19 protein-coding genes, 1 tRNA gene and 1 pseudogene are annotated in these 18442 nt (G+C 56.7%); 15 read left to right on the top strand and 6 right to left on the bottom strand.

Annotation, left to right across the window (positions count from 1 at the left end):
* The first annotated feature begins 71 nt into the window (after positions 1-71).
* The 4 genes from KOSB73_RS30230 to KOSB73_RS30215 all read left to right on the top strand — a co-directional run bounded on the left by KOSB73_RS30230 (position 72) and on the right by KOSB73_RS30215 (position 3123).
* Positions 72-698 (top strand): pyridoxamine 5'-phosphate oxidase family protein, encoded by a 627-nt coding sequence (locus tag KOSB73_RS30230; RefSeq protein WP_024359682.1) that lies wholly within the window; start codon positions 72-74, stop codon positions 696-698.
* On the top strand, positions 698-1168 hold the full coding sequence (locus tag KOSB73_RS30225) for a nuclear transport factor 2 family protein (RefSeq protein WP_024359683.1): 471 nt from the start codon (positions 698-700) through the stop codon (positions 1166-1168). Before KOSB73_RS30230 ends, KOSB73_RS30225 begins: the two co-directional genes overlap by 1 nt.
* Positions 1169-1428: 260 nt before the next feature.
* Positions 1429-2238 (top strand): lipoprotein NlpA, encoded by an 810-nt coding sequence (gene nlpA, locus KOSB73_RS30220; RefSeq protein WP_049131726.1) that lies wholly within the window; start codon positions 1429-1431, stop codon positions 2236-2238.
* Positions 2239-2262: 24 nt separating this feature from the next.
* Positions 2263-3123 carry a DMT family transporter gene (locus KOSB73_RS30215; RefSeq protein WP_049131725.1) on the top strand — a complete coding sequence of 287 codons (861 nt, stop codon included), beginning with the start codon at positions 2263-2265 and terminating at the stop codon, positions 3121-3123.
* Here the strand turns inward: KOSB73_RS30215 and KOSB73_RS30210 are convergent.
* On the bottom strand, positions 3115-3669 hold the full coding sequence (locus KOSB73_RS30210; protein ID WP_098141447.1) for an NUDIX hydrolase: 555 nt from the start codon (positions 3667-3669) through the stop codon (positions 3115-3117). The genes KOSB73_RS30215 and KOSB73_RS30210 overlap by 9 nt on opposite strands.
* Before the next feature lie 169 nt (positions 3670-3838).
* On the opposite strand from KOSB73_RS30210, the gene KOSB73_RS30205 reads away from it, so the two are divergent.
* Both KOSB73_RS30205 and KOSB73_RS30200 read left to right on the top strand, forming a co-directional pair.
* The gene (locus KOSB73_RS30205; RefSeq protein ID WP_064410601.1) at positions 3839-4618 is read left to right on the top strand and encodes an MBL fold metallo-hydrolase; all 780 of its coding nucleotides are present in this window, start codon (positions 3839-3841) and stop codon (positions 4616-4618) included.
* A gap of 14 nt (positions 4619-4632) precedes the next feature.
* The gene (locus KOSB73_RS30200; RefSeq protein WP_024359685.1) at positions 4633-5586 is read left to right on the top strand and encodes a GlxA family transcriptional regulator; all 954 of its coding nucleotides are present in this window, start codon (positions 4633-4635) and stop codon (positions 5584-5586) included.
* Here the strand turns inward: KOSB73_RS30200 and KOSB73_RS30195 are convergent.
* From KOSB73_RS30195 to KOSB73_RS30185, 3 genes are all read right to left on the bottom strand, one after another.
* Positions 5583-5921, bottom strand: coding sequence for a putative quinol monooxygenase (locus KOSB73_RS30195; RefSeq protein ID WP_004137644.1), 339 nt, complete (start codon positions 5919-5921; stop codon positions 5583-5585). The genes KOSB73_RS30200 and KOSB73_RS30195 overlap by 4 nt on opposite strands.
* A gap of 1 nt (position 5922) precedes the next feature.
* Positions 5923-6930 (bottom strand): zinc-binding alcohol dehydrogenase family protein, encoded by a 1008-nt coding sequence (locus KOSB73_RS30190; protein WP_098141446.1) that lies wholly within the window; start codon positions 6928-6930, stop codon positions 5923-5925.
* Between the two features lie 112 nt (positions 6931-7042).
* Complete coding sequence (locus tag KOSB73_RS30185) at positions 7043-7510, bottom strand: DUF3237 domain-containing protein (RefSeq protein WP_004137646.1); 468 nt, start codon at positions 7508-7510, stop codon at positions 7043-7045.
* A gap of 185 nt (positions 7511-7695) precedes the next feature.
* Between KOSB73_RS30185 and KOSB73_RS30180 the strand changes: the two genes are divergently transcribed.
* Complete coding sequence (locus KOSB73_RS30180; RefSeq protein ID WP_004137647.1) at positions 7696-8301, top strand: shikimate kinase; 606 nt, start codon at positions 7696-7698, stop codon at positions 8299-8301.
* Between the two features lie 83 nt (positions 8302-8384).
* Here KOSB73_RS30180 and KOSB73_RS30175 read toward each other — a convergent pair.
* A pseudogene (locus KOSB73_RS30175) lies at positions 8385-8911 on the bottom strand (virulence RhuM family protein); the annotation flags it as partial.
* Between the two features lie 326 nt (positions 8912-9237).
* Between KOSB73_RS30175 and KOSB73_RS30170 the strand changes: the two are divergent.
* A complete protein-coding gene (locus tag KOSB73_RS30170; protein WP_004855540.1) occupies positions 9238-9429 on the top strand; it encodes a toxin-antitoxin system HicB family antitoxin in 192 nt (63 codons plus the stop codon).
* A 38-nt stretch (positions 9430-9467) separates the two neighbouring features.
* On the opposite strand, the gene KOSB73_RS30165 is transcribed toward KOSB73_RS30170, so the two are convergent.
* A tRNA-Sec gene (locus KOSB73_RS30165) sits at positions 9468-9562 on the bottom strand.
* 291 nt (positions 9563-9853) lie between these two features.
* On the opposite strand from KOSB73_RS30165, the gene KOSB73_RS30160 reads away from it, so the two are divergent.
* The 7 genes from KOSB73_RS30160 to KOSB73_RS30130 all read left to right on the top strand — a co-directional run bounded on the left by KOSB73_RS30160 (position 9854) and on the right by KOSB73_RS30130 (position 18424).
* Positions 9854-11248 carry a glycoside-pentoside-hexuronide family transporter gene (locus tag KOSB73_RS30160; RefSeq protein ID WP_098141444.1) on the top strand — a complete coding sequence of 465 codons (1395 nt, stop codon included), beginning with the start codon at positions 9854-9856 and terminating at the stop codon, positions 11246-11248.
* A gap of 13 nt (positions 11249-11261) precedes the next feature.
* Complete coding sequence (yicI, locus tag KOSB73_RS30155; RefSeq protein ID WP_098141442.1) at positions 11262-13580, top strand: alpha-xylosidase; 2319 nt, start codon at positions 11262-11264, stop codon at positions 13578-13580.
* Positions 13581-14057: 477 nt separating this feature from the next.
* Positions 14058-15629, top strand: coding sequence for a BglG family transcription antiterminator (locus KOSB73_RS30150; protein WP_098141440.1), 1572 nt, complete (start codon positions 14058-14060; stop codon positions 15627-15629).
* Between the two features lie 10 nt (positions 15630-15639).
* Positions 15640-16110, top strand: a complete 471-nt coding sequence (locus KOSB73_RS30145; protein WP_004126743.1) for a PTS sugar transporter subunit IIA — start codon at positions 15640-15642, stop codon at positions 16108-16110.
* Positions 16111-16131: 21 nt separating this feature from the next.
* Positions 16132-16446 carry a PTS fructose transporter subunit IIB gene (locus KOSB73_RS30140; RefSeq protein WP_004126741.1) on the top strand — a complete coding sequence of 105 codons (315 nt, stop codon included), beginning with the start codon at positions 16132-16134 and terminating at the stop codon, positions 16444-16446.
* A 23-nt stretch (positions 16447-16469) separates the two neighbouring features.
* Complete coding sequence (locus KOSB73_RS30135) at positions 16470-17561, top strand: PTS fructose transporter subunit IIC (protein WP_004137659.1); 1092 nt, start codon at positions 16470-16472, stop codon at positions 17559-17561.
* 11 nt (positions 17562-17572) lie between these two features.
* On the top strand, positions 17573-18424 hold the full coding sequence (locus KOSB73_RS30130; RefSeq protein WP_004137661.1) for a class II fructose-bisphosphate aldolase: 852 nt from the start codon (positions 17573-17575) through the stop codon (positions 18422-18424).
* The last annotated feature ends 18 nt before the right edge of the window (positions 18425-18442 follow it).

Genomic DNA, 18442 nt, shown 5'->3' with positions numbered 1-18442 from the left:
ATATTGCCACTATTATCTTTTCTGCCTGCACAGTCCATGATGAGTTACGCCGCAACGCATCGGGAGGACCTATGCCAGCAGAATTTCTTGATATCGCCATGACGCCGGACGTGATGGCTGTCCAGCATGAAATGGGCAGCGATGAGCTGTGGCAGTCGCCGCATCGCCAGCGCCGGGGTGAGCGCTTCGGCGCCAGCGAGGAGGCGATGATTGCCACCCGCGACAGCTTCTATCTGGCCACCCTTTCGCAAACCGGCTGGCCCTATATTCAGCATCGCGGCGGCCCGGCGGGCTTTCTGCATCTGCTGGATGACACCACCCTGGCGATGGCGGATTTTTCCGGTAATCGACAGTACATCACCACCGGCAACCTGCGCGGCAGCGATCGGGCCTGTCTGTTTTTGATGGATTACCCGCGCCGTGCCAGGCTGAAAATCTACGCCACCGTAGAGGTGGTGGCGGCGGATGCCGACCCGCAGCTGCTGGCGCGGGTCGCGCCGGCGAACTATCGGGCCCGGATTGAGCGTATTTACCGTTTTCATTTGCAGGCTTTTGACTGGAACTGCCCCCAGCATATTACTCCCCGCTACACCGCTCAGCAGGTGGCGGAGTATAGCCAGACGCTGCAACAGCGTATTGACGAACTGGAGCGGGAAAACCAGCGCCTGCAGCAGCGTATTCAAACAGGAGATTCATGATGACCGAACAACGTCCGCCTCTGCCGCCGTTCACCCGCGAGAGCGCCGCGCAAAAAGTCCGTGCCGCAGAAGATGGCTGGAACAGCCGCGATGCCGCTAAGGTCGCGCTGGCCTATACCGTCGATAGCGAATGGCGCAACCGCAGCGAATTTGTTCACGGCAGAACGCAGATTATCGACTTCCTGCAGCGCAAATGGCGTAGAGAGCAGGAGTACCGGCTGATTAAGGAGCTGTGGGCGTGGAGCGATAACCGTATTGCGGTACGCTTTGCCTATGAGTGGCACGACGACAGCGGCAACTGGTTTCGCTCCTACGGCAACGAGAACTGGGAATTCGACGAGCACGGACTGATGCAGACGCGCTACGCCTGCATCAACGATCTGCCCATCACCGAGAGCGAGCGTCTGTTTCACTGGCCCCAGGGCCGTCGCCCGGACGATCACCCGGGGCTGAGCGAGCTGGGGCTGTAAGGCGCGTCCCCGTTCTGCGAAATGAACCTCACCGTTGAAGAGATCCCCGGAGACGGCGCTGCGCACCTGTCCGGGCTACGCGATCGCAGCCGACGGTGAACCCGTAGCCCGGGCAGGCGCATTGCGCCGCCCCCGGGAGAAAGGCGGAAGATGATTTTATTTCCGGTTGCGGTTTTTGCGTTTAAAACCTCGCCCTAAAGTCGTTATAGTTTCAGACGAAAAATAATAACGATTTTCTATGGACTGACGGGGTTATAACAATGAAATTGCGTTTACGGACAGCCGCCGCCGTGGTGCTGGCGAGCCTGCTGCTGGCGGGCTGCGACCAGAAGGGCAGCGATGCGAAGCACATTAAAGTCGGCGTCATTAACGGCGCGGAACAGGATGTGGCGGAAGTGGCGAAGAAAGTGGCCAAAGAGAAATATGGCCTCGACGTCGAGCTGGTGGGCTTTAGCGGCTCGCTGCTGCCGAATGAGTCCACTAACGCTGGCGATCTGGACGCCAACGTCTTTCAGCATCGCCCGTTCCTCGAACAGGATAATAAAGCCCACAACTATCGTCTGGTGGCGGTGGGCAACACCTTCGTCTTCCCGATGGCGGGCTACTCGCGCAAAATAAAATCCGTCGCCGATCTGAAAGACGGCGCGACCATCGCCATTCCGAACGACCCGACCAATCTGGGCCGCGCGCTGCTTCTGCTGCAGCAGGAGAAGCTGATTACCCTTAAAGCGGGCACCGGCCTGCTGCCGACGGCGGTCGATATCACCGACAACCCGCATCACCTGAAAATTATGGAGCTGGAAGGAGCGCAGCTGCCGCGCGTCATCGACGACCCGAAGGTCGACGTGGCGATCATCAGCACCACCTACCTGCAGCAAACGGGCCTTTCCCCGGTGCGCGACGGTATCTTTATTGAAGATAAAAACTCGCCCTATGTGAATATCATCGTGACCCGCGAAGACAACAAAGACGCGGAAAACGTGAAAGCGTTTATCCACTCCTACCAGTCGCCGGAAGTGGCGAAGGCGGCGGAGACGATCTTCAACGGCGGCGCGGTGCCCGGCTGGTAATTTTTCACACAAGGAGACGTGGCGATGACCCGGCAACGCCAGGCTGATTTGCTGCTCATAGCCGCGACGGTTATCGCCGCCTGCGGATGGATTTTTTCCCGTGAAGCGATTGCTGGCATGCCGGTTTTCGCTTTCCTCGGCCTGCGCTTTTTCTTCGCCGCGCTGCTGCTGCTGCCTTTCTGTCGCGGCCTGCGCGTCGAGAGGCAGCACTGGCCGCGCATGATTATCAGCGGCCTGTGGTTTGCGCTCAACCTGTGCCTGTGGATCTACTCGGTATCGACGACCCCGTCGCTGGGCGAAGGGGCGTTCATTATGAGCCTGTCGATGCTGTTCGTGCCGCTTACCGCCTGGGTGATGATGAAGGCGCGGCCGGCGCGGGCCTACTGGGAGTGCCTGCCGATTGCGGTTGTCGGTCTCGGCTTACTCAGCCTGCATATGCCGATTGCGTTTCACCCCAGCCAGGGCTGGTTTCTGCTGACCGCGCTGGTGCAGTCGATCTGGTTTTGCTACACCAGCAAAAGCGCCCGCGAGGTGCCGCTGATCCCGCTGACCACCGTACAGCTTGGCATCACCGGGCTCGTCGGGCTTGGGATCTCCGCCGTCGTTGAAAGCTGGAGCCAGCCGTTTACCCTGCCGACTTTCGGCTGGCTGCTCGCCAGCATCGTTATCGCCACCAGCCTGCGCTTCGGCCTGCAAATGAAGGGGCAGAAGTACGCGGCGGTCGCCAGCGCGGCGATTATCATGGTGCTGGAACCGCTGCTGACGGTGATTGCCGCCGCGCTGTGGTACGGCGAACAGCTACCGCTGCAGAAAATTATCGGCGGCCTGCTGATCCTCGTCGCTCAGCTGTGGTTCCGCTGGCGGATGCTGAAGCCGCTACGCTAAACCGATGCGCCGCTGCGCCATCAGATGCAGCAGCGGCACCAGCGATAGCCCGTCCGGCATCTCGCCGCGGGCGATTAGCTGGCCTATCTCTTCGAGGGTAAACCAGCCCGTTTCCATCACTTCGTCCTGATCTTCATCCATTCCCACCCAGGTCAAATCGTGGGCCAGCCAGGTAATAAACAGCTGGTCGCTGCTGCCGTAGGAGGGGTTATAGCGGATAATTTCGTCGGCGCGCTGCGCCTGCCAGCCGGTCTCTTCCCGCAGCTCGCGCAGGGCCGCCTCGCGCGGGTCTTCGCCTTCGTCGACGCCGCCGGAAGGAATCGCCCACACCACCCGATCGATCAGGTAACGGTAGTGGCGAATCAGCAGCACTTTGTCATCCTGCATCGCCACAATCCCTACAGCCGGGCGAGGATAGTGAATGGAGTAAAAATCCTGCCGATCGCCGGGCGCCATATCAATCCCGACTTTGCGCATGCTGAACCAAGGGGTGTCTGCCAGAACCTCGACATCGTGCATATCGGCGGAGGTGAGTTTCTTTTTCATCGTAGCCACTGTTCCTCAAAGTTGAGCGTTCAGCACACCATAGCCGGGAGCCAATGGCAACCGTCGCAGATTGGCCCGATTTCATCGATCATTGCCCAAACGCCCATATTGCGCCAGGCTTGTGGGACGTACGATGTTCGCCAGATAACCGCGAAGAGGAATGAACATCATGAAAATCACCCATGTGCGTAATGCTACCCAGCTTATTGAATATGCGGGTAAAAAATTTTTGATTGACCCGATGCTTTCAGCCAAGGGCGCCTGGGCGGGCTTCGCCGGTACCGCGCACAGCGAGTTGCGTAACCCACTGGTGGAATTACCTTTTTCCATTGAAGCGATCGTTGACGTGGATGCCGTTATCGTCACCCACACCCATGATGATCACTGGGACGAGGCGGCGATCGCCGCGATCCCCAAAACCCTGCCTGTTTACGTCCAGCATGACGCCGACGCTCAGCTGCTGCGCGGCCAGGGCTTTCGCGATATTCGTCTGCTCTCTGAGGACAGCGCGTTTGCAGACGTTTCGCTGGTGAAAACCACCTCGGGCCAGCACGGCAGCGACCGCACCTATGCGGTGCCGGCAATGGCCGAGCGCCTGGGCGAAGCCTGCGGCGTGGTGCTGCGCCATCCGCAGGAGAAAACTCTGTGGCTGGTAGGGGATACTATCTGGCGCGATGAGGTGGAAGCCGACATGCTCAGGCTGCGCCCTGACGTGGTGGTGCTGAATGCCGGGTATGCGCACGTCATCGGTTTTGGGCCGATCATCATGGGCAAAGAGGATGTGCTGAAGGCGCACTTCACCCTGCCGGAGGCCAAAATCGTCGCCAGCCATCTGGAAGCGGTGAACCACTGTCTGCTCAGCCGCGATGAGCTGCGCCAGTACGTGGCTGACAATCAGATTGCCGAGGCGGTCAGTATCCCTCAGGATGGGGAAAGTATGGTCTTTTAAAAGCGGAGCGGGCGATGAAACTCACGGAAGTGGCGATTGTGGCGGTGGACGGGTTTAGCCCGTTCCACTACTCGGTGCCCTGTATGCTATTTGGCGATACGGTCTCGGAAACCAAACGCTTTAACCTGCATATTTGCGCCGAACGGCCCGGGCTGCTGAGCGCCCGCGATGGATTCGCGCTGAACGCCAGCGGCGATTTTTCCCTCCTGGAGCAGGCGGATATCGTGGTGGTGCCCTACTGGGGGGCGGTAAATCAGCGCCCTCCGCAGTCGCTGCTGGACGGCCTGGTTCGCGCGCGCAATAACGGCGCGCAGATCGTCGGCCTGTGCCTCGGGGCGTTTGTACTCGGCTACGCCGGGCTGCTGGACGACAGGCGCGCGGCGACCCACTGGGAGTTTGAGCAGGATTTTCAGCGCCTGTTTCCGCAGGTGCGGCTGGATATCAACGCGCTGTACGTTGACGATGAGGGGATTATCACCTCGGCGGGTACCGCGGCGGCGCTCGACTGTTGCCTGTATCTCATTCGCCAGCGCTTTGGCAGCCTTGTCGCCAATCAGATCGCCCGGCGGATGATCGTCCCACCGCACCGTGAGGGCGGCCAGGCGCAGTTTATCGCCCAGCCGGTACCGAAAAACACCCGCGACGCGCGGATAAACGGCCTGCTTGAGTATCTTCAGCAGCACATTCGCGAACCGCATAATCTCGACTCGCTGGCGCAGGTGGCGGCGATGAGCCGCCGGACCCTGACCCGCCATTTCGCCAAAGCGACCGGGATGGGCATCGCCGACTGGCTGGCCGCCGAGCGCCTGCGGCGCAGCCAGCACCTGCTGGAGGCGGGGGATTTACCGGTCGGGCAGGTGGCGGAGGAGGTGGGCTATCGCTCCGCCGTGACCTGGCGCCAGCAGTTTAAAGCGCGCTTTGGCGTCAGCCCGGCGGAGTGGCGGCGCACCTTTCGCCGCGGAGCTTAGCCGCCGCGAATCAGCTCAATATCGGCGACGGTGCCGTGCTCGACGGGCGTCAGGTAATCCAGCCGCAGCGGTTCGGCAAGCAGGTTATTCATCTGCGCGATAAAATTCTGGAAGTGCGGCAGGGCGACATGCGCGTCCAGCGCTTCCTGATTGCGCCAGGATTCGCGCATATAGAACGTATCCGGCGCGTCGCGCAGCTGAAACAGGGCGTAATCGAGGTTGCCCGGCTCCTGACGCGTCGGCAGCAGCAGCGCCTGCAGGGCTTGCCGCAGCGCATCTTGCTGGCCCGGCTTTGCCTTCAGCACTGCGATAATCGAGATCGCTTCGTTGCTCATCTTAAAAGCCCTCCAGCACGATTTTGCCCACCGAACGCCCGGTTTCCAGCTGCGCGTGCGCTTTTTGCAGGTTGGCGGCAGTGATGGCGCCGTAGTGCTCGCCGAGGGTGGTCTTAATGGTGTTGTCGTCCATCAGCGCCGCCACGCGGGTCAGCAGCTGATGCTGGGCGATCATATCCGGCGTTGCGAACATCGAGCGAGTAAACATAAATTCCCAGTGCAGGGAGATGCTTTTTGCCTTCAGCGGTACGACGTCGAGGGTTTCCGGGTCGTCAATAAGCGCCAGCTTGCCCTGCGGTGCGAGAGCGGCGATCAGCTGCGGATAGTGCTGGTCGGTATTGGTCAGGCTGGCGACATGGGTCACCGCTTTAACACCAATCCGCGCCAGCTCGTCGGCGAGCGGTTTGCTGTGATCGATAACATGATGCGCCCCCGCTTCCCGTACCCATTTCTGGCTTTCCGCACGCGAGGCGGTGCCAATGACCGTCATGCCGGTCAGCTTGCTGGCGAGCTGGGTCAGTATCGAACCGACGCCGCCCGCCGCGCCGACGATCAGCAGCGTGTCGCCCGCGTTGCCGCCTTCCTCTACGCCAAGGCGGTGGAACAGCAGCTCCCAGGCGGTGATGGCGGTGAGCGGTAGCGCGGCGGCGGAGGCGTTATCCAGCGAACGCGGTTTGCGGGCGACGATGCGTTCGTCCACTAACTGAAATTCGCTGTTGCTGCCCGGACGGCCCAGCGCGCCGGCGTACCACACTTCATCTCCTGCGGCGAACAGCGTCACCGCGCTGCCGACGGCTTTCACCACGCCGACCGCGTCCCAGCCCAGCACGCGTGGGGTATCGGCGTTAAACCCGGCGCGGACTTTGGTATCCACCGGGTTGACGGAAATGGCCTTCACTTCAACCAGCAGGTCATGCCCCTCGGCAACCGGCTGCGGCAGCTCAATGTCGGTTAAAAAAGGAATATTGCTGCCTTCGGTCGCTGCGCGAGTAATGGCGATCGCTTTCATACACTCTCCGGTTTTGAATGAAGTTCATCGTTTGAATGTATTGAGGATAGACCGCGGCAGGCGGGGGAAACATGGCCCGACGGCGATAACAGTTATATTGAAAAAGTGAAAATCAGCGGACGCGATAAAAATCGAGCATCACGCCGTCCTGCGTGCGGCCGCCGGAACAGATAAACAGCGAGGTGGTGAGCCAGCGCAGCGCCGGCGTATCCACTTCAAAAGTCGGTACGGTGCGAAAATAGATAGATTCCGGCGGAATATCGCTAAAAAAGCGCATATCATCGCCGAAAAGACGTTCTTTGTACTCTTCGGGTAGGCGGCGAATGCCGTTGTTTTCGATGTATACCGTGCCTTCTTCCACGTGTAATGCATAGCGCGCGGAGAGGCGGCAGGTGCCGTCAGGCTCGACGATCTGGCTGTCGACGCCGCCGGGTAAGACGTGGCCGTTGAGCTCACCGCGTACGATTCCGCTGAGGATAGGGATCAGCTGACGTTTCCCGCTCTGCGGGCTGCGGGAGACAATGACCGGTTTGTCGACCTCAATGGTGATAGAGAAGCTGTGTTTGAGTTCGGGTGTCATCATTGGTCTCCTTTTAAGCCACGTTATCCCGTTAGTGTAAGGATTTAAAGGTGAAGGGAATAACGCAAACATTGGATGGAAATGATTGGCTGGGGAGATGGGAGTGAACAAAAACGGCCGCGATCGCGGCATTATTTGGCGTATTCTGCTGACATAATGCTTTCACACGGACGCGAGGAGTAAAGATGAATACGCTATTTCTGATTGGCCCCGGCGGGGTGGGAAAAAGCACGGTTGGAGCGCTGCTGGCGCAGGCGATGAACTACCGGTTTATCGATCTCGATAGCGAATTTTGCGAGCAGCTTTTAAATATTCGCCAATATATTCAGCGCAATGGATACGAGCGCTATGTGCGTGATAACGCCGCGCTATGCTCTCGCCTGCTGGCGGAGAATCCGCATGAAAAACGAGTGGTGGTGCTCTCCTCGGGATTTCTTGCCACCGATGTCTGCCCGGAGATTGTCGCGGGGAATCGGCAGCTTGTGCGGCAGTCCGGGTATTCCATCCTGCTATTGCCTTCAGAGGATATCGATATCGCTACGCGCATCGTGGTCGCGCGCCAGCTGATGCGCGGCTTTGGTCTGGTCAGAGAAAAAGAAGAGATGAAGTTCCGCCAGCGCTTTAGGGAATATTGTGCCTTAGACGATTGCCGGGTGGTTTCGTCTGAGGAGCCGGAGAGGGTGGCGGAGCTGGTGCGGGAGAAGGTGGCTGCGGAACAGCGGAAACAAAAAAGCCTGGAGGCGATGCGTGAGCTGAGTGAACTATCACAGAAGCTGGGATTGTATAACTAAACGCCATGCAGCGCAGCTCTGTGGGTATTACACAGACCCAAAGATAATGTAGGCCGGGCAAGGCGCCGGCCGGCAGAAAGGCGAGCACAGCAGGTAAATACCTCTCGTACGCGCAAATAAACACGGCGTTCGCTGGCGCGAATATCTCGGATGCGCTCCAGCATCTCATCGAAATAGTCGGGTACAGCCGATGAACAACAGGCGGATTTTTTAACCGCTCATCGTCCATCACAAAACCTTTGATCAGGTATTGCTGGAGCGTCTGGGTTGCCCACTGGCGGAACTGAGTGCCGCGAGGGGAGCGAACGCGATAGCCAACGGCAAGTATCAGAGGCAAACTAAAGAGTTGAACCTGATAATTTTTTCCATCACTGGCAGTTGTTCGGTAAAACCGAACAACTGAATTTTCCTCAAGTTCGCCTTCTTCAAATATATGCTTTATATGCTCGCTGATGGTGGCTTTCGCTTTACCATAGAGTTCGCAGATCATTGCCTGCGAGAGCCAAAGTGTATCGCTTTCAAAGCGGCATTCAACACGTACTTTCCCATCACCGCTGGCAAACATAACGAACTCGCCTATGGGGGACGACGTTAAGTGTTCATTTGCCATATAGCCTCCGGGTTAACCTGCTTTGGTTCGCATAGTATGTCAGAAGAGCATAAATTTCATTAGACGGACGATTAACCCGGCGTCATTTGGGAGCGGCTACCCTGAAGGCGAACATGTCCGGGCGCCAGACGAGATGAAGCGTGTTGTTGATGCTCTATTCCGGAAACGGCAAAGCCTGGGGTAGAATGCAAATCAGCTATAATCAACTCCTTGATAGTTGGTGTGGTTAGACCCTCCGGCTGGGTTCCCGCACATCGGAGCGTTGTCTGTACAAGAGGCTTTTAGGTGGCCTCCTATAAGTTAAGATTAGTTGGATAGGTGGCCTCATGTCAATCATAGCGCGCGAAAAAAAACCAAAGGGCGGCGGTCAGTCTCCGCAGTTTAAAATGCGCATTGATCCGGCATTAAAGGAACAGCTGGATGCTGTGGCAGCGGAAGAGGGAGTGAGTCTCGCGAGCTGGTTTAAAGAACTGGCGAGAAGCGCGCTAAAAGCGAAAGGCATTGAACCGAAAGGCTGATTTTCTGGATAAGTTCATATGGATAAAGATGATTGAACTGGCGGAAGATCACAGGAGTTGAACCTGCCCGGGACCGCTGGCGGCCCCAACTGGATTTGAAGTCCAGCCACCTCACCGGAGATGACGATCTTCCGCGCCTCGATTGCTACATGGAGGCGGGGCGCATTATAGCTACTTTCCTGCATTAACCACATACCCAAACGCACTTTTTTACTGTTAAAACTGGACTTTACAGAACCTTCTTAAACAATTCCTTGCAAAATCCGTGGCTTACACTTTTAAACACTCTTTCAGGCTACCGGGATCACATAAAACAAGAAACGTAATTTGATTATGAGATATCGCAATTCATCTTACTGCGCGGATGGTTTACAAAGCATGTAACCGGTACCAACCCGCGGTAGCGCTGAGAGAAGAGTGTGCGATGAAAGATCATATTTTGTCCGTCAAAGAGAAGATTGGCTACGGCATGGGCGATGCCGCGAGCCACATCATTTTTGATAACGTCATGTTGTATATGATGTTTTTCTATACCGATATCTTTGGTATTCCTGCCGGCTATGTCGGCACCATGTTCCTGCTGGCCCGCGCGCTGGATGCGATATCCGACCCCTGCATGGGGCTGCTGGCCGACCGTACCCGCAGCCGCTGGGGGAAATTCCGCCCGTGGATCCTGTTCGGCGCGATTCCGTTCGGCCTCGTCTGCGTACTGGCCTACAGTTCGCCGGACCTGAGCCATAACGGCAAGCTGATTTACGCCGCGGTCACCTACACGCTGCTGACCCTGCTCTACACCGTCGTTAACATTCCGTACTGCGCGCTGGGCGGGGTTATCACCGACAACCCAACGCAGCGCATCTCCCTGCAGTCCTGGCGCTTTGTGCTGGCGACGGCGGGCGGCATGCTCTCCACCGTGCTGATGATGCCGCTGGTGAACTTTATCGGCGGCGAAGACAAAGCCTTTGGCTTTCAGGGCGGCATCGCGGTGCTCTCGGTGATCGCTTTCCTGATGCTGGCGTTTTGCTTCTTCACCACCAAAGAGCGCGTCGAAGCGCCGCCGAGCTCTACCTCGATGCGGGAAGACCTGCGCGATATCTGGCGCAACGATCAGTGGCGTGTCGTTGGTCTGCTGACCATCCTCAACATCCTCGCGGTGTGCGTTCGCGGCGGCGCGATGATGTATTACACCTCCTGGATCATGGGATCCGCTGGCCTGTTTACCGCCTTTCTCACCACCTACTGCGTCGGCAACCTGATTGGCTCGGCGCTGGCGAAGCCGCTCACCGACTGGAAATGCAAAGTTAGCGTCTTCTGGTGGACCAACGCCCTGCTGGCGGCGTTGAGCGTGGCGATGTTCTTCGTGCCGATGGACGCCGAAATCACCATGTTCGCCTTTATCTTCGTGATTGGCGTGCTGCACCAGCTGGTGACGCCGATTCAGTGGGTGATGATGTCCGACACCGTCGACTACGGCGAATGGTGCAACGGTAAACGCCTGACCGGCATCAGCTTTGCGGGCACCCTGTTTGTGCTCAAGCTGGGCCTTGCGCTGGGCGGCGCGCTGATTGGCTGGATGCTGGCGGGCGGCGGTTACGATGCCGCGGCCAAAACCCAGAACAGCGCCACTATCACCATCATCATCTCATTGTTCACCCTCGCTCCGGCGGTCTGCTATCTGCTGAGCGCGGTTATCGCTAAACGCTACTACACCCTGAAAACCCCGTTCCTGAAAAAAATGATGGCGGAGCTGGCTCAGGGGGCGCGTCGCAACGAGCAGGAATTCATTGCAGCGCCGAACGGCAAAGAATTGCAAAACTAAGAGGAAGCTATTCATGAAAATCAGTGATGGAAACTGGCTTATTCAACCAGGGCTCAATCTGATCCAGCCCGTGCAGGTCTATGAGGTTGAGCAGCAAGGTAACGAGATGGTCGTCTATGTGGCGTCGCGCGAAGTTCGCGAACGCGCCGCCCAACTGGACGTTCCGCTATTTACCGTGCGCTTCTTCTCACCGCAGGAAGGGGTGATCGGCGTACGCATGGAGCACTTCCAGGGCGCGCTGAACAACGGCCCGCATTACCCGCTGAACGTTGTAAAAGATGTGAAGGTGGAAATTCACAACGGCGCTGAATTTGCCGAGCTGAAGAGCGGCAATTTGACCGCACGCGTCACGAAAGGCGACTTCTGGTCGCTGGATTTCCTGCGCGACGGCGTGCGGATTACCGGTAGCCAACTGAAAAACGACGGCTACGTGCAGGATACGAAAACCAACCGCAACTATATGTTCGAGCGCCTGGATCTCGGCGTCGGCGACACCGTTTACGGCCTCGGCGAGCGCTTTACCGCGCTGGTGCGCAACGGTCAGACGGTCGACACCTGGAACGAAGATGGCGGCACCAGCACCGAACAGTCGTACAAAAATATCCCGTTCTATCTGACTAACCGCGGCTACGGCGTGCTGGTTAACCATCCTGAGCGCGTTTCTTTCGAAATCGGCTCCGAGAAAGTCTCTAAGGTGCAGTTCAGCGTCGAAGGCGAGCACCTGGAGTATTTCGTCATCGACGGCCCGACCCCGAAAGAGGTGCTGAACCGCTATACCCGATTTACCGGGCGTCCGGCGCTGCCGCCAGCCTGGTCTTTCGGCCTGTGGCTGACCACTTCGTTTACCACCAACTACGACGAAGCGACGGTTAACAGCTTTATCGACGGTATGGCGGAGCGTAATCTGCCGCTGCACGTGTTCCACTTCGATTGCTTCTGGATGAAAGCCTTCCAGTGGTGCGATTTCGAGTGGGATCCGCTGACCTTCCCTGACCCGGAAGGCATGATTAAACGGCTGAAAGAGAAAGGGCTGAAGGTCTGCGTGTGGATTAACCCGTATATTGGCCAGCGCTCGCCGGTGTTTAAAGAGCTGCAGGAGAAAGGCTATCTGCTGAAACGTCCGGACGGTTCGCTGTGGCAGTGGGATAAATGGCAGCCGGGCCTGGCGATTTATGACTTCACTAATCCGCAAGCCTGCCAGTGGTATGCCGACAAGCTGAAAGGCCTGGTGGCGATGGGCGTTGACTGCTTCAAGACCGACTTCGGCGAGCGTATCCCGACCGATGTGCAGTGGTTTGATGGTTCCGATCCGCAAAAAATGCACAACCACTACGCCTTCATCTATAACGAGCTGGTGTGGAACGTGCTGAAAGAGACCGTCGGCGAGAAAGAAGCGGTGCTGTTCGCCCGCTCCGCCTCGGTGGGCGCGCAGCAGTTCCCGGTACACTGGGGCGGCGACTGCTACGCCAACTATGAATCAATGGCGGAAAGCCTGCGCGGCGGCCTGTCGATCGGCATGTCCGGCTTTGGGTTCTGGAGCCACGATATCGGCGGCTTCGAAAACACCGCGCCCGCCCACGTCTACAAGCGCTGGTGCGCCTTCGGCCTGCTGTCGAGCCACAGCCGTCTGCACGGCAGCAAATCCTATCGCGTGCCGTGGGCTTACGATGACGAGTCCTGCGACGTGGTGCGTCACTTCACGCAGCTGAAATGCCGCATGATGCCTTATCTCTACCGTCAGGCGGCGCTGGCCAATGAGTTCGGTACGCCGATGCTGCGTTCGATGATGCTGGAGTTCCCGCACGACCCGGCCTGCGACTATCTGGATCGGCAGTACATGCTGGGGGATTCAGTGCTGGTGGCGCCGGTGTTTAGCGAAGCGGGCGATGTGCAGTTCTGGCTGCCGGAAGGCCGCTGGACCCATCTGTGGCGCAACGACGAAGCCCAGGGCAGCCGCTGGCATAAGCAGAATCACGACGTGCTGAGCCTGCCGGTGTACGTGCGCGATAACACTCTGCTGGCGCTGGGCAACAACGACCAGAAACCGGACTATGCATGGAACGAAGGTACCGCCTTCCAGTTGTTCAACCTCGACGATGGTCGCGAAGCCGTCTGCCAGGTGCCGGCCGCGGACGGGTCGGTGGTCTTTACGCTGAAGGCGAAACGCCAGGGCAACGCCATCACCGTCAGCGGCGAAGGCAAGGCCAGCGGCTGGACGCTATGCCTGCGCAATATCCAGCAGGTAGCGGGCGTGCAGGGCGGCGCTCAGGCAGGCAGTGAGCTGGGCGTGGTGGTGACCGCGCAGGGTAATGCGCTGACTATTACGCTGTAAGTTTTTGCTTCCTGAAGCACGGGTTCACAGCCATCTGCGGACCCGTAGCCCGGACAAGGCGCGTCAAGCGCCGCCTCCGGGGAAACAACGCGCAATGCAGCCTCCGCTTTTCCCCGGCTCGCGCTACGCTCAGCCGGGCTACAGGCTTCCCATCGTCTGCGGGCCAGTAGCCCGGACAAGGCGCGTCAAGCGCCGCCTCCGGGAATGCTATCCGGCTAAAGGCGGTTTACCATTCCCAGGTATATTCATATGGTGAATTGAGATCGCTATCACGTATATTTCTTCCTGAAATGTGATCTGAATTATAATTATGCCTTAATCCCTCTCTTCGTTTTATTTCTGTCCGGATGTCTGGACAAAATTTAGTATTGTTGTTTACGCCTCAGCTACTTATATTTATCCTCAATGATTTATGTAGCGCTCGCGTGGTATCGCGATGTCTCCAGCCATTAATCTGGTATGCAAAAAGGGTAAATAATGCAAATGATTACCTCACGACAGAACAGATTATTGAAATTTCTCCTGCCCCGCAGAGAATACGTTACGCTGATGAAAATTGCCGAATATTTAAATGTGTCAGAAAAAACGGTTCAGCGTGATTTACGCTTTTTAGAACAGTGGTTATCTGAGTGGAAAATGACGATCGACAAACGCTCAGGTGCCGGCGTGATGCTGATCGCTGATAATGTCACCGACCTGCTGCAATTAGACCAATTACTCGGTAACGAGGGGGAGGACAGCGATGTCATGATGAATAACTCCCGGCGTGTGAAAATTGCTTCGCAGCTGTTAAGTGAGACGCCGCGGGAGACATCAATTAATAAGCTCTCTGAGCGTTATTTTATCAGTAGCGCTTCTATCGTTAATGACCTGAAAATTATTGAATCATGGATTACGCCGCTCGGCTTAACGCTGATCCGCAGCCAGAGCGGGACGCATATCGAAGGCAGTGAAAACAGCGTCCGCCAGGCGATGGCGTCGTTAATTAATGGGGTAATTAATCATAATGAGCCCGGCTGTATTATCCATTCCCGGCTGGACTCAGGAAGCTATAAAGCGCTGGTGCATTATTTTGGTGAAGATGACGTTATATTTGTACAGTCATTATTACAGGAAATGGAGCGTAAGCTGTGCTGGTCATTAGGCGAACCGTATTATGTGAATATCTTCACCCATATCCTGATTATGATGTATCGCATTACCCGTGGGAATGCCTTACCGCGGCGTGAACAGGGGCAGCAGATTTTTGATGAGACGATATTTAGCGTTGCCCAGAATATGCTGCGTAAAATTGAACTGCGGATTGACCATTCGCTGCCGGAAGATGAAGTCTGGTTTATTTATCAGTACATCATCTCATCCGGCGTTATGGTGGAAGAGCGTGATGACGTAAGCATGGCGCGCTATATGCACTCAAGCGATGAGGCCAGACAAATCACGGGTCGCCTGATTAGCGCCTTTTCTACCATGATTGATATCGATTTAACCGCCGATCGCGCGTTATACGATGGTCTGCTCATTCATATAAAGCCGCTCATTAACCGCCTTAATTTTCGGATTTATATTCGTAACCCTCTGCTTGAGGATATCAAGGGCGAGCTGACGGACGTATGGCCGCTCACCCAGCGGGCCGTCAATCAGGTTTTCAGCGGCTGGGGCGAGTGCGCGGTTTCCGACGACGAGGTTGGCTATCTCACCGTTCATTTCCAGGCGGCGATGGAAAGGCAGGTCGCCAGCAAGCGCGTTCTGCTGGTTTGTTCTACGGGAATCGGCACATCTCATCTGTTGAAAAGTAGAGTGTTGAGAGCGTTTCCTGACTGGACCATCGTCGGCGTAGTTTCGGCAAGCAGCCTGCATACCCTTCAACCGCAGGACCAGATTGAACTGGTTATTTCGACGATTAATCTGCCGGAAATAGCTTTGCCGGTAGTCTATGTTAGCGCATTTTTTAATGATGCCGATATCCGACGGGTTACGGATAAAATCATTACCGACAAATTACATCGCGCGGCAATATCTGCTGTAGATAATGAAGTTTTATATCCATGAGGTAAAGAATATGGACATAACCAGGATTTTAAACACCAAACGCGTTTTGTTAGATATGCACGCTACGAATAAAGCGGAAGCCATCGAGGAGTTAACCGACTTATTACAAAAAGACGGGGCGATAAGCTGTCGCGAAACCTTTATTCAGGATGTCTGGCAGCGTGAGTCGGAAGGCTCAACGGGGTTTGAAAATCATATTGCGATCCCGCATGGAAAGTCGTCCGCCGTTGTTAATACCACCCTTGCCATTGGCCGCACCCGGCAGGATATCGCTTGGGAAACGCTGGACGGCAGCCAGGTACGCTGCATTATTTTATTTGCCGTTCGTCTGGAAGATCAAAATACCACCCATATTCGCTTATTGTCTCAGGTCGCTGGCGCGCTGGCGGATGATGACATTATTGAACAACTGCTCAAAGAAACCAGTCCGCAGAGGATTATTGATCTGTTTAACCAATATGCCGAGTCGGATATTTACTAACAATAACTAGCGGAGTCCGAGATGAATATTGTCTGTGTTGCTGCCTGTACCGCAGGTATTGCTCATACTTATATTGCACGTGAGAAACTGATTAAAGGCGCGAAAGCGCTGGGCCACAATGTCAAAGTCGAAACCCAGGGAACCATTGGTACTGAAAATGAACTGGCGGCGGAAGATATTGACGCTGCGGATGTCGTTATTCTTGCCATTGATGTGAAAATCAAAGGCGAAGAGCGTTTTAAAAATAAACGGATTGTCAGAGTAAAAACGGAAGTCGTGATTAAGTCGCCGATTCAGTTTATCGAAAAGGTCGAAAAATCCTTAGCGAATGCCTGATCCTTAATCTGGAGGGATCTACCATGAGTGAGAATAAAACTCCCGTCTCACAGGAAATTAAGAAGCATTTATTAACCGGTATTTCATGGATGATACCGCTGATCGTCGCCGCCGGGATCTGTATCGCGCTGGGACAAGTCCTTGGCGGGACGAACGTCGGCGAGAAAACCGGCACCATTCCGTGGATGTTAAACCAAATCGGCGGCTGGGGAATGGGGCTGATTGTACCCTTGATCTGCGCCGCTATCGCTTACTCCATTGCCGATCGTCCTGGATTTGCTCCGGGTTTGATCGTGGGTTTTGTCTGCGGGCAAATTCATACCGGTTTTATTGGCGGCATGCTGGGCGGCTTCCTCGTGGGCTACACGGTACTGGCGCTGAAGCACTATATTCGGCTGCCGAAGTCGATGCAGGGGCTGATGCCGATTATGGTGCTGCCGGTATTAAGCACCATTATTAGCGGTTTGCTGATGATGACTCTGATCGGCAAGCCCATTGCCTGGCTGCAGGACGCGCTGATCCACCTGCTGGAGTCGATGCAGGGCGGCTCGCGTTTCCTGCTGGGCGCCATCCTTGGCGCCATGGCGACCTTCGACTTCGGCGGTCCGGTGAATAAAACCATGTCGCTGTTTGCCGATGGTCTGCTGGTCAGCGGCGTTTACGGCCCGGAAGCGGTGAAGTTTGTGGGTTCGATAATCCCGCCGTTCGGTATCACCCTCTCGTTCCTGCTGACCCGCCATAAATATACCCGTGCCGAACGCGAAGCCCTGAAGGCCGCGTTCCCGATGGGGATCTGCATGATCACCGAAGGGGTGATCCCCATCGCCGCCCGGGATCTGCTGCGCGTCGTGGGATCCTGCGTGGTGGCGTCAGCGGTGGCCGGTGGCCTGATCATGACCTGGGGCGTCGAGAGTCCGGTGCCGCACGGTGGGATGTTCGTGGTGCCGCTCTTTACGCATCCCCTGCTGTTCTGCCTCTCTCTGGCGATTGGCACCGTGATTTGCGGCGTGATGCTCTCGCTGTGGAAAAAGCCGGTAACCGAGCGCGATGAAGAGTTTGATGAGCTGAACGACCAAAAGGTCAAAGACGACGAAATCACCTTTACCCTCGAATAAACGGAGGCCCTATGTTTGCCGATATGAAAAGTATGGTGATCAAAGCCTGGCGTGAACGGTATGCCCTGCTGGCGATTAACTGCATGAACCTGGAAAGCGCACGCGCGGCGGTGCGCGTGGCGGAAAAACATCGCGCGCCGATTATTCTCAACCTGTATCAGGGTCACCTGTCGCACTTTCCGGCGACGACGGCGGCGGCGGTAGTCAGGGTACTGGCGGAAGAAGCGAGCGTACCCGTGACGTTAAGTCTCGATCACGGCAAAGACCCAATAAAAATACGTCAGGCTTTCCGCGCCGGATTTAGCGGGTTAATGATCGATGCTTCGGCGTTCGCGCTGGCGGAGAACATCCGCCAGACCCGAGCGGTCGCTGAACTGGCCGCCAGCGTTGGGCTGTGCGTGGAGGGCGAACTGGGGCACCTGGCGGATGCGCCGCGCTACGACCAGGCCAGCAATGCCGATTTAATGACCCAGCCGCAGGACGTCTCTCCCTTTATCGAACAGACCGGGATTGACCTGCTGGCGGTCTCCGTGGGAACCGCCCACGGTATGTACGCCCCCGGCGTAACACCGATGCTCGATTTCGACCGCCTGGCGCAGATACAGCGCGCGTCATCCGTGCCGCTGGCGCTGCACGGCGGGAGCGGTACGCCGTTCGAGCAGCTGCAACGTTGCCCGGAATTCGGGGTCGCAAAAATCAACGTTGGGGCGGCGGTATTTGAAGCGGGGAAAGCGGCGCTGCTGCACACCCTGTGCCACGACAGCACCATTGAGCTGGCCGATGCGCTATCGGTGATGGAGCAGGCCAGCGCTGACGCCATCGTCCCCTATTTACGCGCATCCGGCTCTATCAACAAAGCCTGATTAACTTTCAGTAATGCC

It is taken from the genome of Klebsiella grimontii, assembly GCF_900200035.1.
GTDB lineage: Bacteria > Pseudomonadota > Gammaproteobacteria > Enterobacterales > Enterobacteriaceae > Klebsiella > Klebsiella grimontii.
Note: the sequence above shows the minus strand (reverse complement) of the source record. Positions and strands in the feature narration are given on the sequence as shown.

What these genes read in the sequence shown, in the direction of transcription:
- KOSB73_RS30230 (WP_024359682.1), top strand. Translation starts at nt 72, where the DNA reads ATGCCAGCAGAATTTCTTGATATCGCCATGACGCCGGACGTGATGGCT.
- KOSB73_RS30225 (WP_024359683.1), top strand. Translation starts at nt 698, where the DNA reads ATGACCGAACAACGTCCGCCTCTGCCGCCGTTCACCCGCGAGAGCGCC.
- nlpA (WP_049131726.1), top strand. Translation starts at nt 1,429, where the DNA reads ATGAAATTGCGTTTACGGACAGCCGCCGCCGTGGTGCTGGCGAGCCTG.
- KOSB73_RS30215 (WP_049131725.1), top strand. Translation starts at nt 2,263, where the DNA reads ATGACCCGGCAACGCCAGGCTGATTTGCTGCTCATAGCCGCGACGGTT.
- KOSB73_RS30210 (WP_098141447.1), bottom strand. Translation starts at nt 3,669, where the DNA reads ATGAAAAAGAAACTCACCTCCGCCGATATGCACGATGTCGAGGTTCTG.
- KOSB73_RS30205 (WP_064410601.1), top strand. Translation starts at nt 3,839, where the DNA reads ATGAAAATCACCCATGTGCGTAATGCTACCCAGCTTATTGAATATGCG.
- KOSB73_RS30200 (WP_024359685.1), top strand. Translation starts at nt 4,633, where the DNA reads ATGAAACTCACGGAAGTGGCGATTGTGGCGGTGGACGGGTTTAGCCCG.
- KOSB73_RS30195 (WP_004137644.1), bottom strand. Translation starts at nt 5,921, where the DNA reads ATGAGCAACGAAGCGATCTCGATTATCGCAGTGCTGAAGGCAAAGCCG.
- KOSB73_RS30190 (WP_098141446.1), bottom strand. Translation starts at nt 6,930, where the DNA reads ATGAAAGCGATCGCCATTACTCGCGCAGCGACCGAAGGCAGCAATATT.
- KOSB73_RS30185 (WP_004137646.1), bottom strand. Translation starts at nt 7,510, where the DNA reads ATGACACCCGAACTCAAACACAGCTTCTCTATCACCATTGAGGTCGAC.
- KOSB73_RS30180 (WP_004137647.1), top strand. Translation starts at nt 7,696, where the DNA reads ATGAATACGCTATTTCTGATTGGCCCCGGCGGGGTGGGAAAAAGCACG.
- KOSB73_RS30170 (WP_004855540.1), top strand. Translation starts at nt 9,238, where the DNA reads ATGTCAATCATAGCGCGCGAAAAAAAACCAAAGGGCGGCGGTCAGTCT.
- KOSB73_RS30160 (WP_098141444.1), top strand. Translation starts at nt 9,854, where the DNA reads ATGAAAGATCATATTTTGTCCGTCAAAGAGAAGATTGGCTACGGCATG.
- yicI (WP_098141442.1), top strand. Translation starts at nt 11,262, where the DNA reads ATGAAAATCAGTGATGGAAACTGGCTTATTCAACCAGGGCTCAATCTG.
- KOSB73_RS30150 (WP_098141440.1), top strand. Translation starts at nt 14,058, where the DNA reads ATGCAAATGATTACCTCACGACAGAACAGATTATTGAAATTTCTCCTG.
- KOSB73_RS30145 (WP_004126743.1), top strand. Translation starts at nt 15,640, where the DNA reads ATGGACATAACCAGGATTTTAAACACCAAACGCGTTTTGTTAGATATG.
- KOSB73_RS30140 (WP_004126741.1), top strand. Translation starts at nt 16,132, where the DNA reads ATGAATATTGTCTGTGTTGCTGCCTGTACCGCAGGTATTGCTCATACT.
- KOSB73_RS30135 (WP_004137659.1), top strand. Translation starts at nt 16,470, where the DNA reads ATGAGTGAGAATAAAACTCCCGTCTCACAGGAAATTAAGAAGCATTTA.
- KOSB73_RS30130 (WP_004137661.1), top strand. Translation starts at nt 17,573, where the DNA reads ATGTTTGCCGATATGAAAAGTATGGTGATCAAAGCCTGGCGTGAACGG.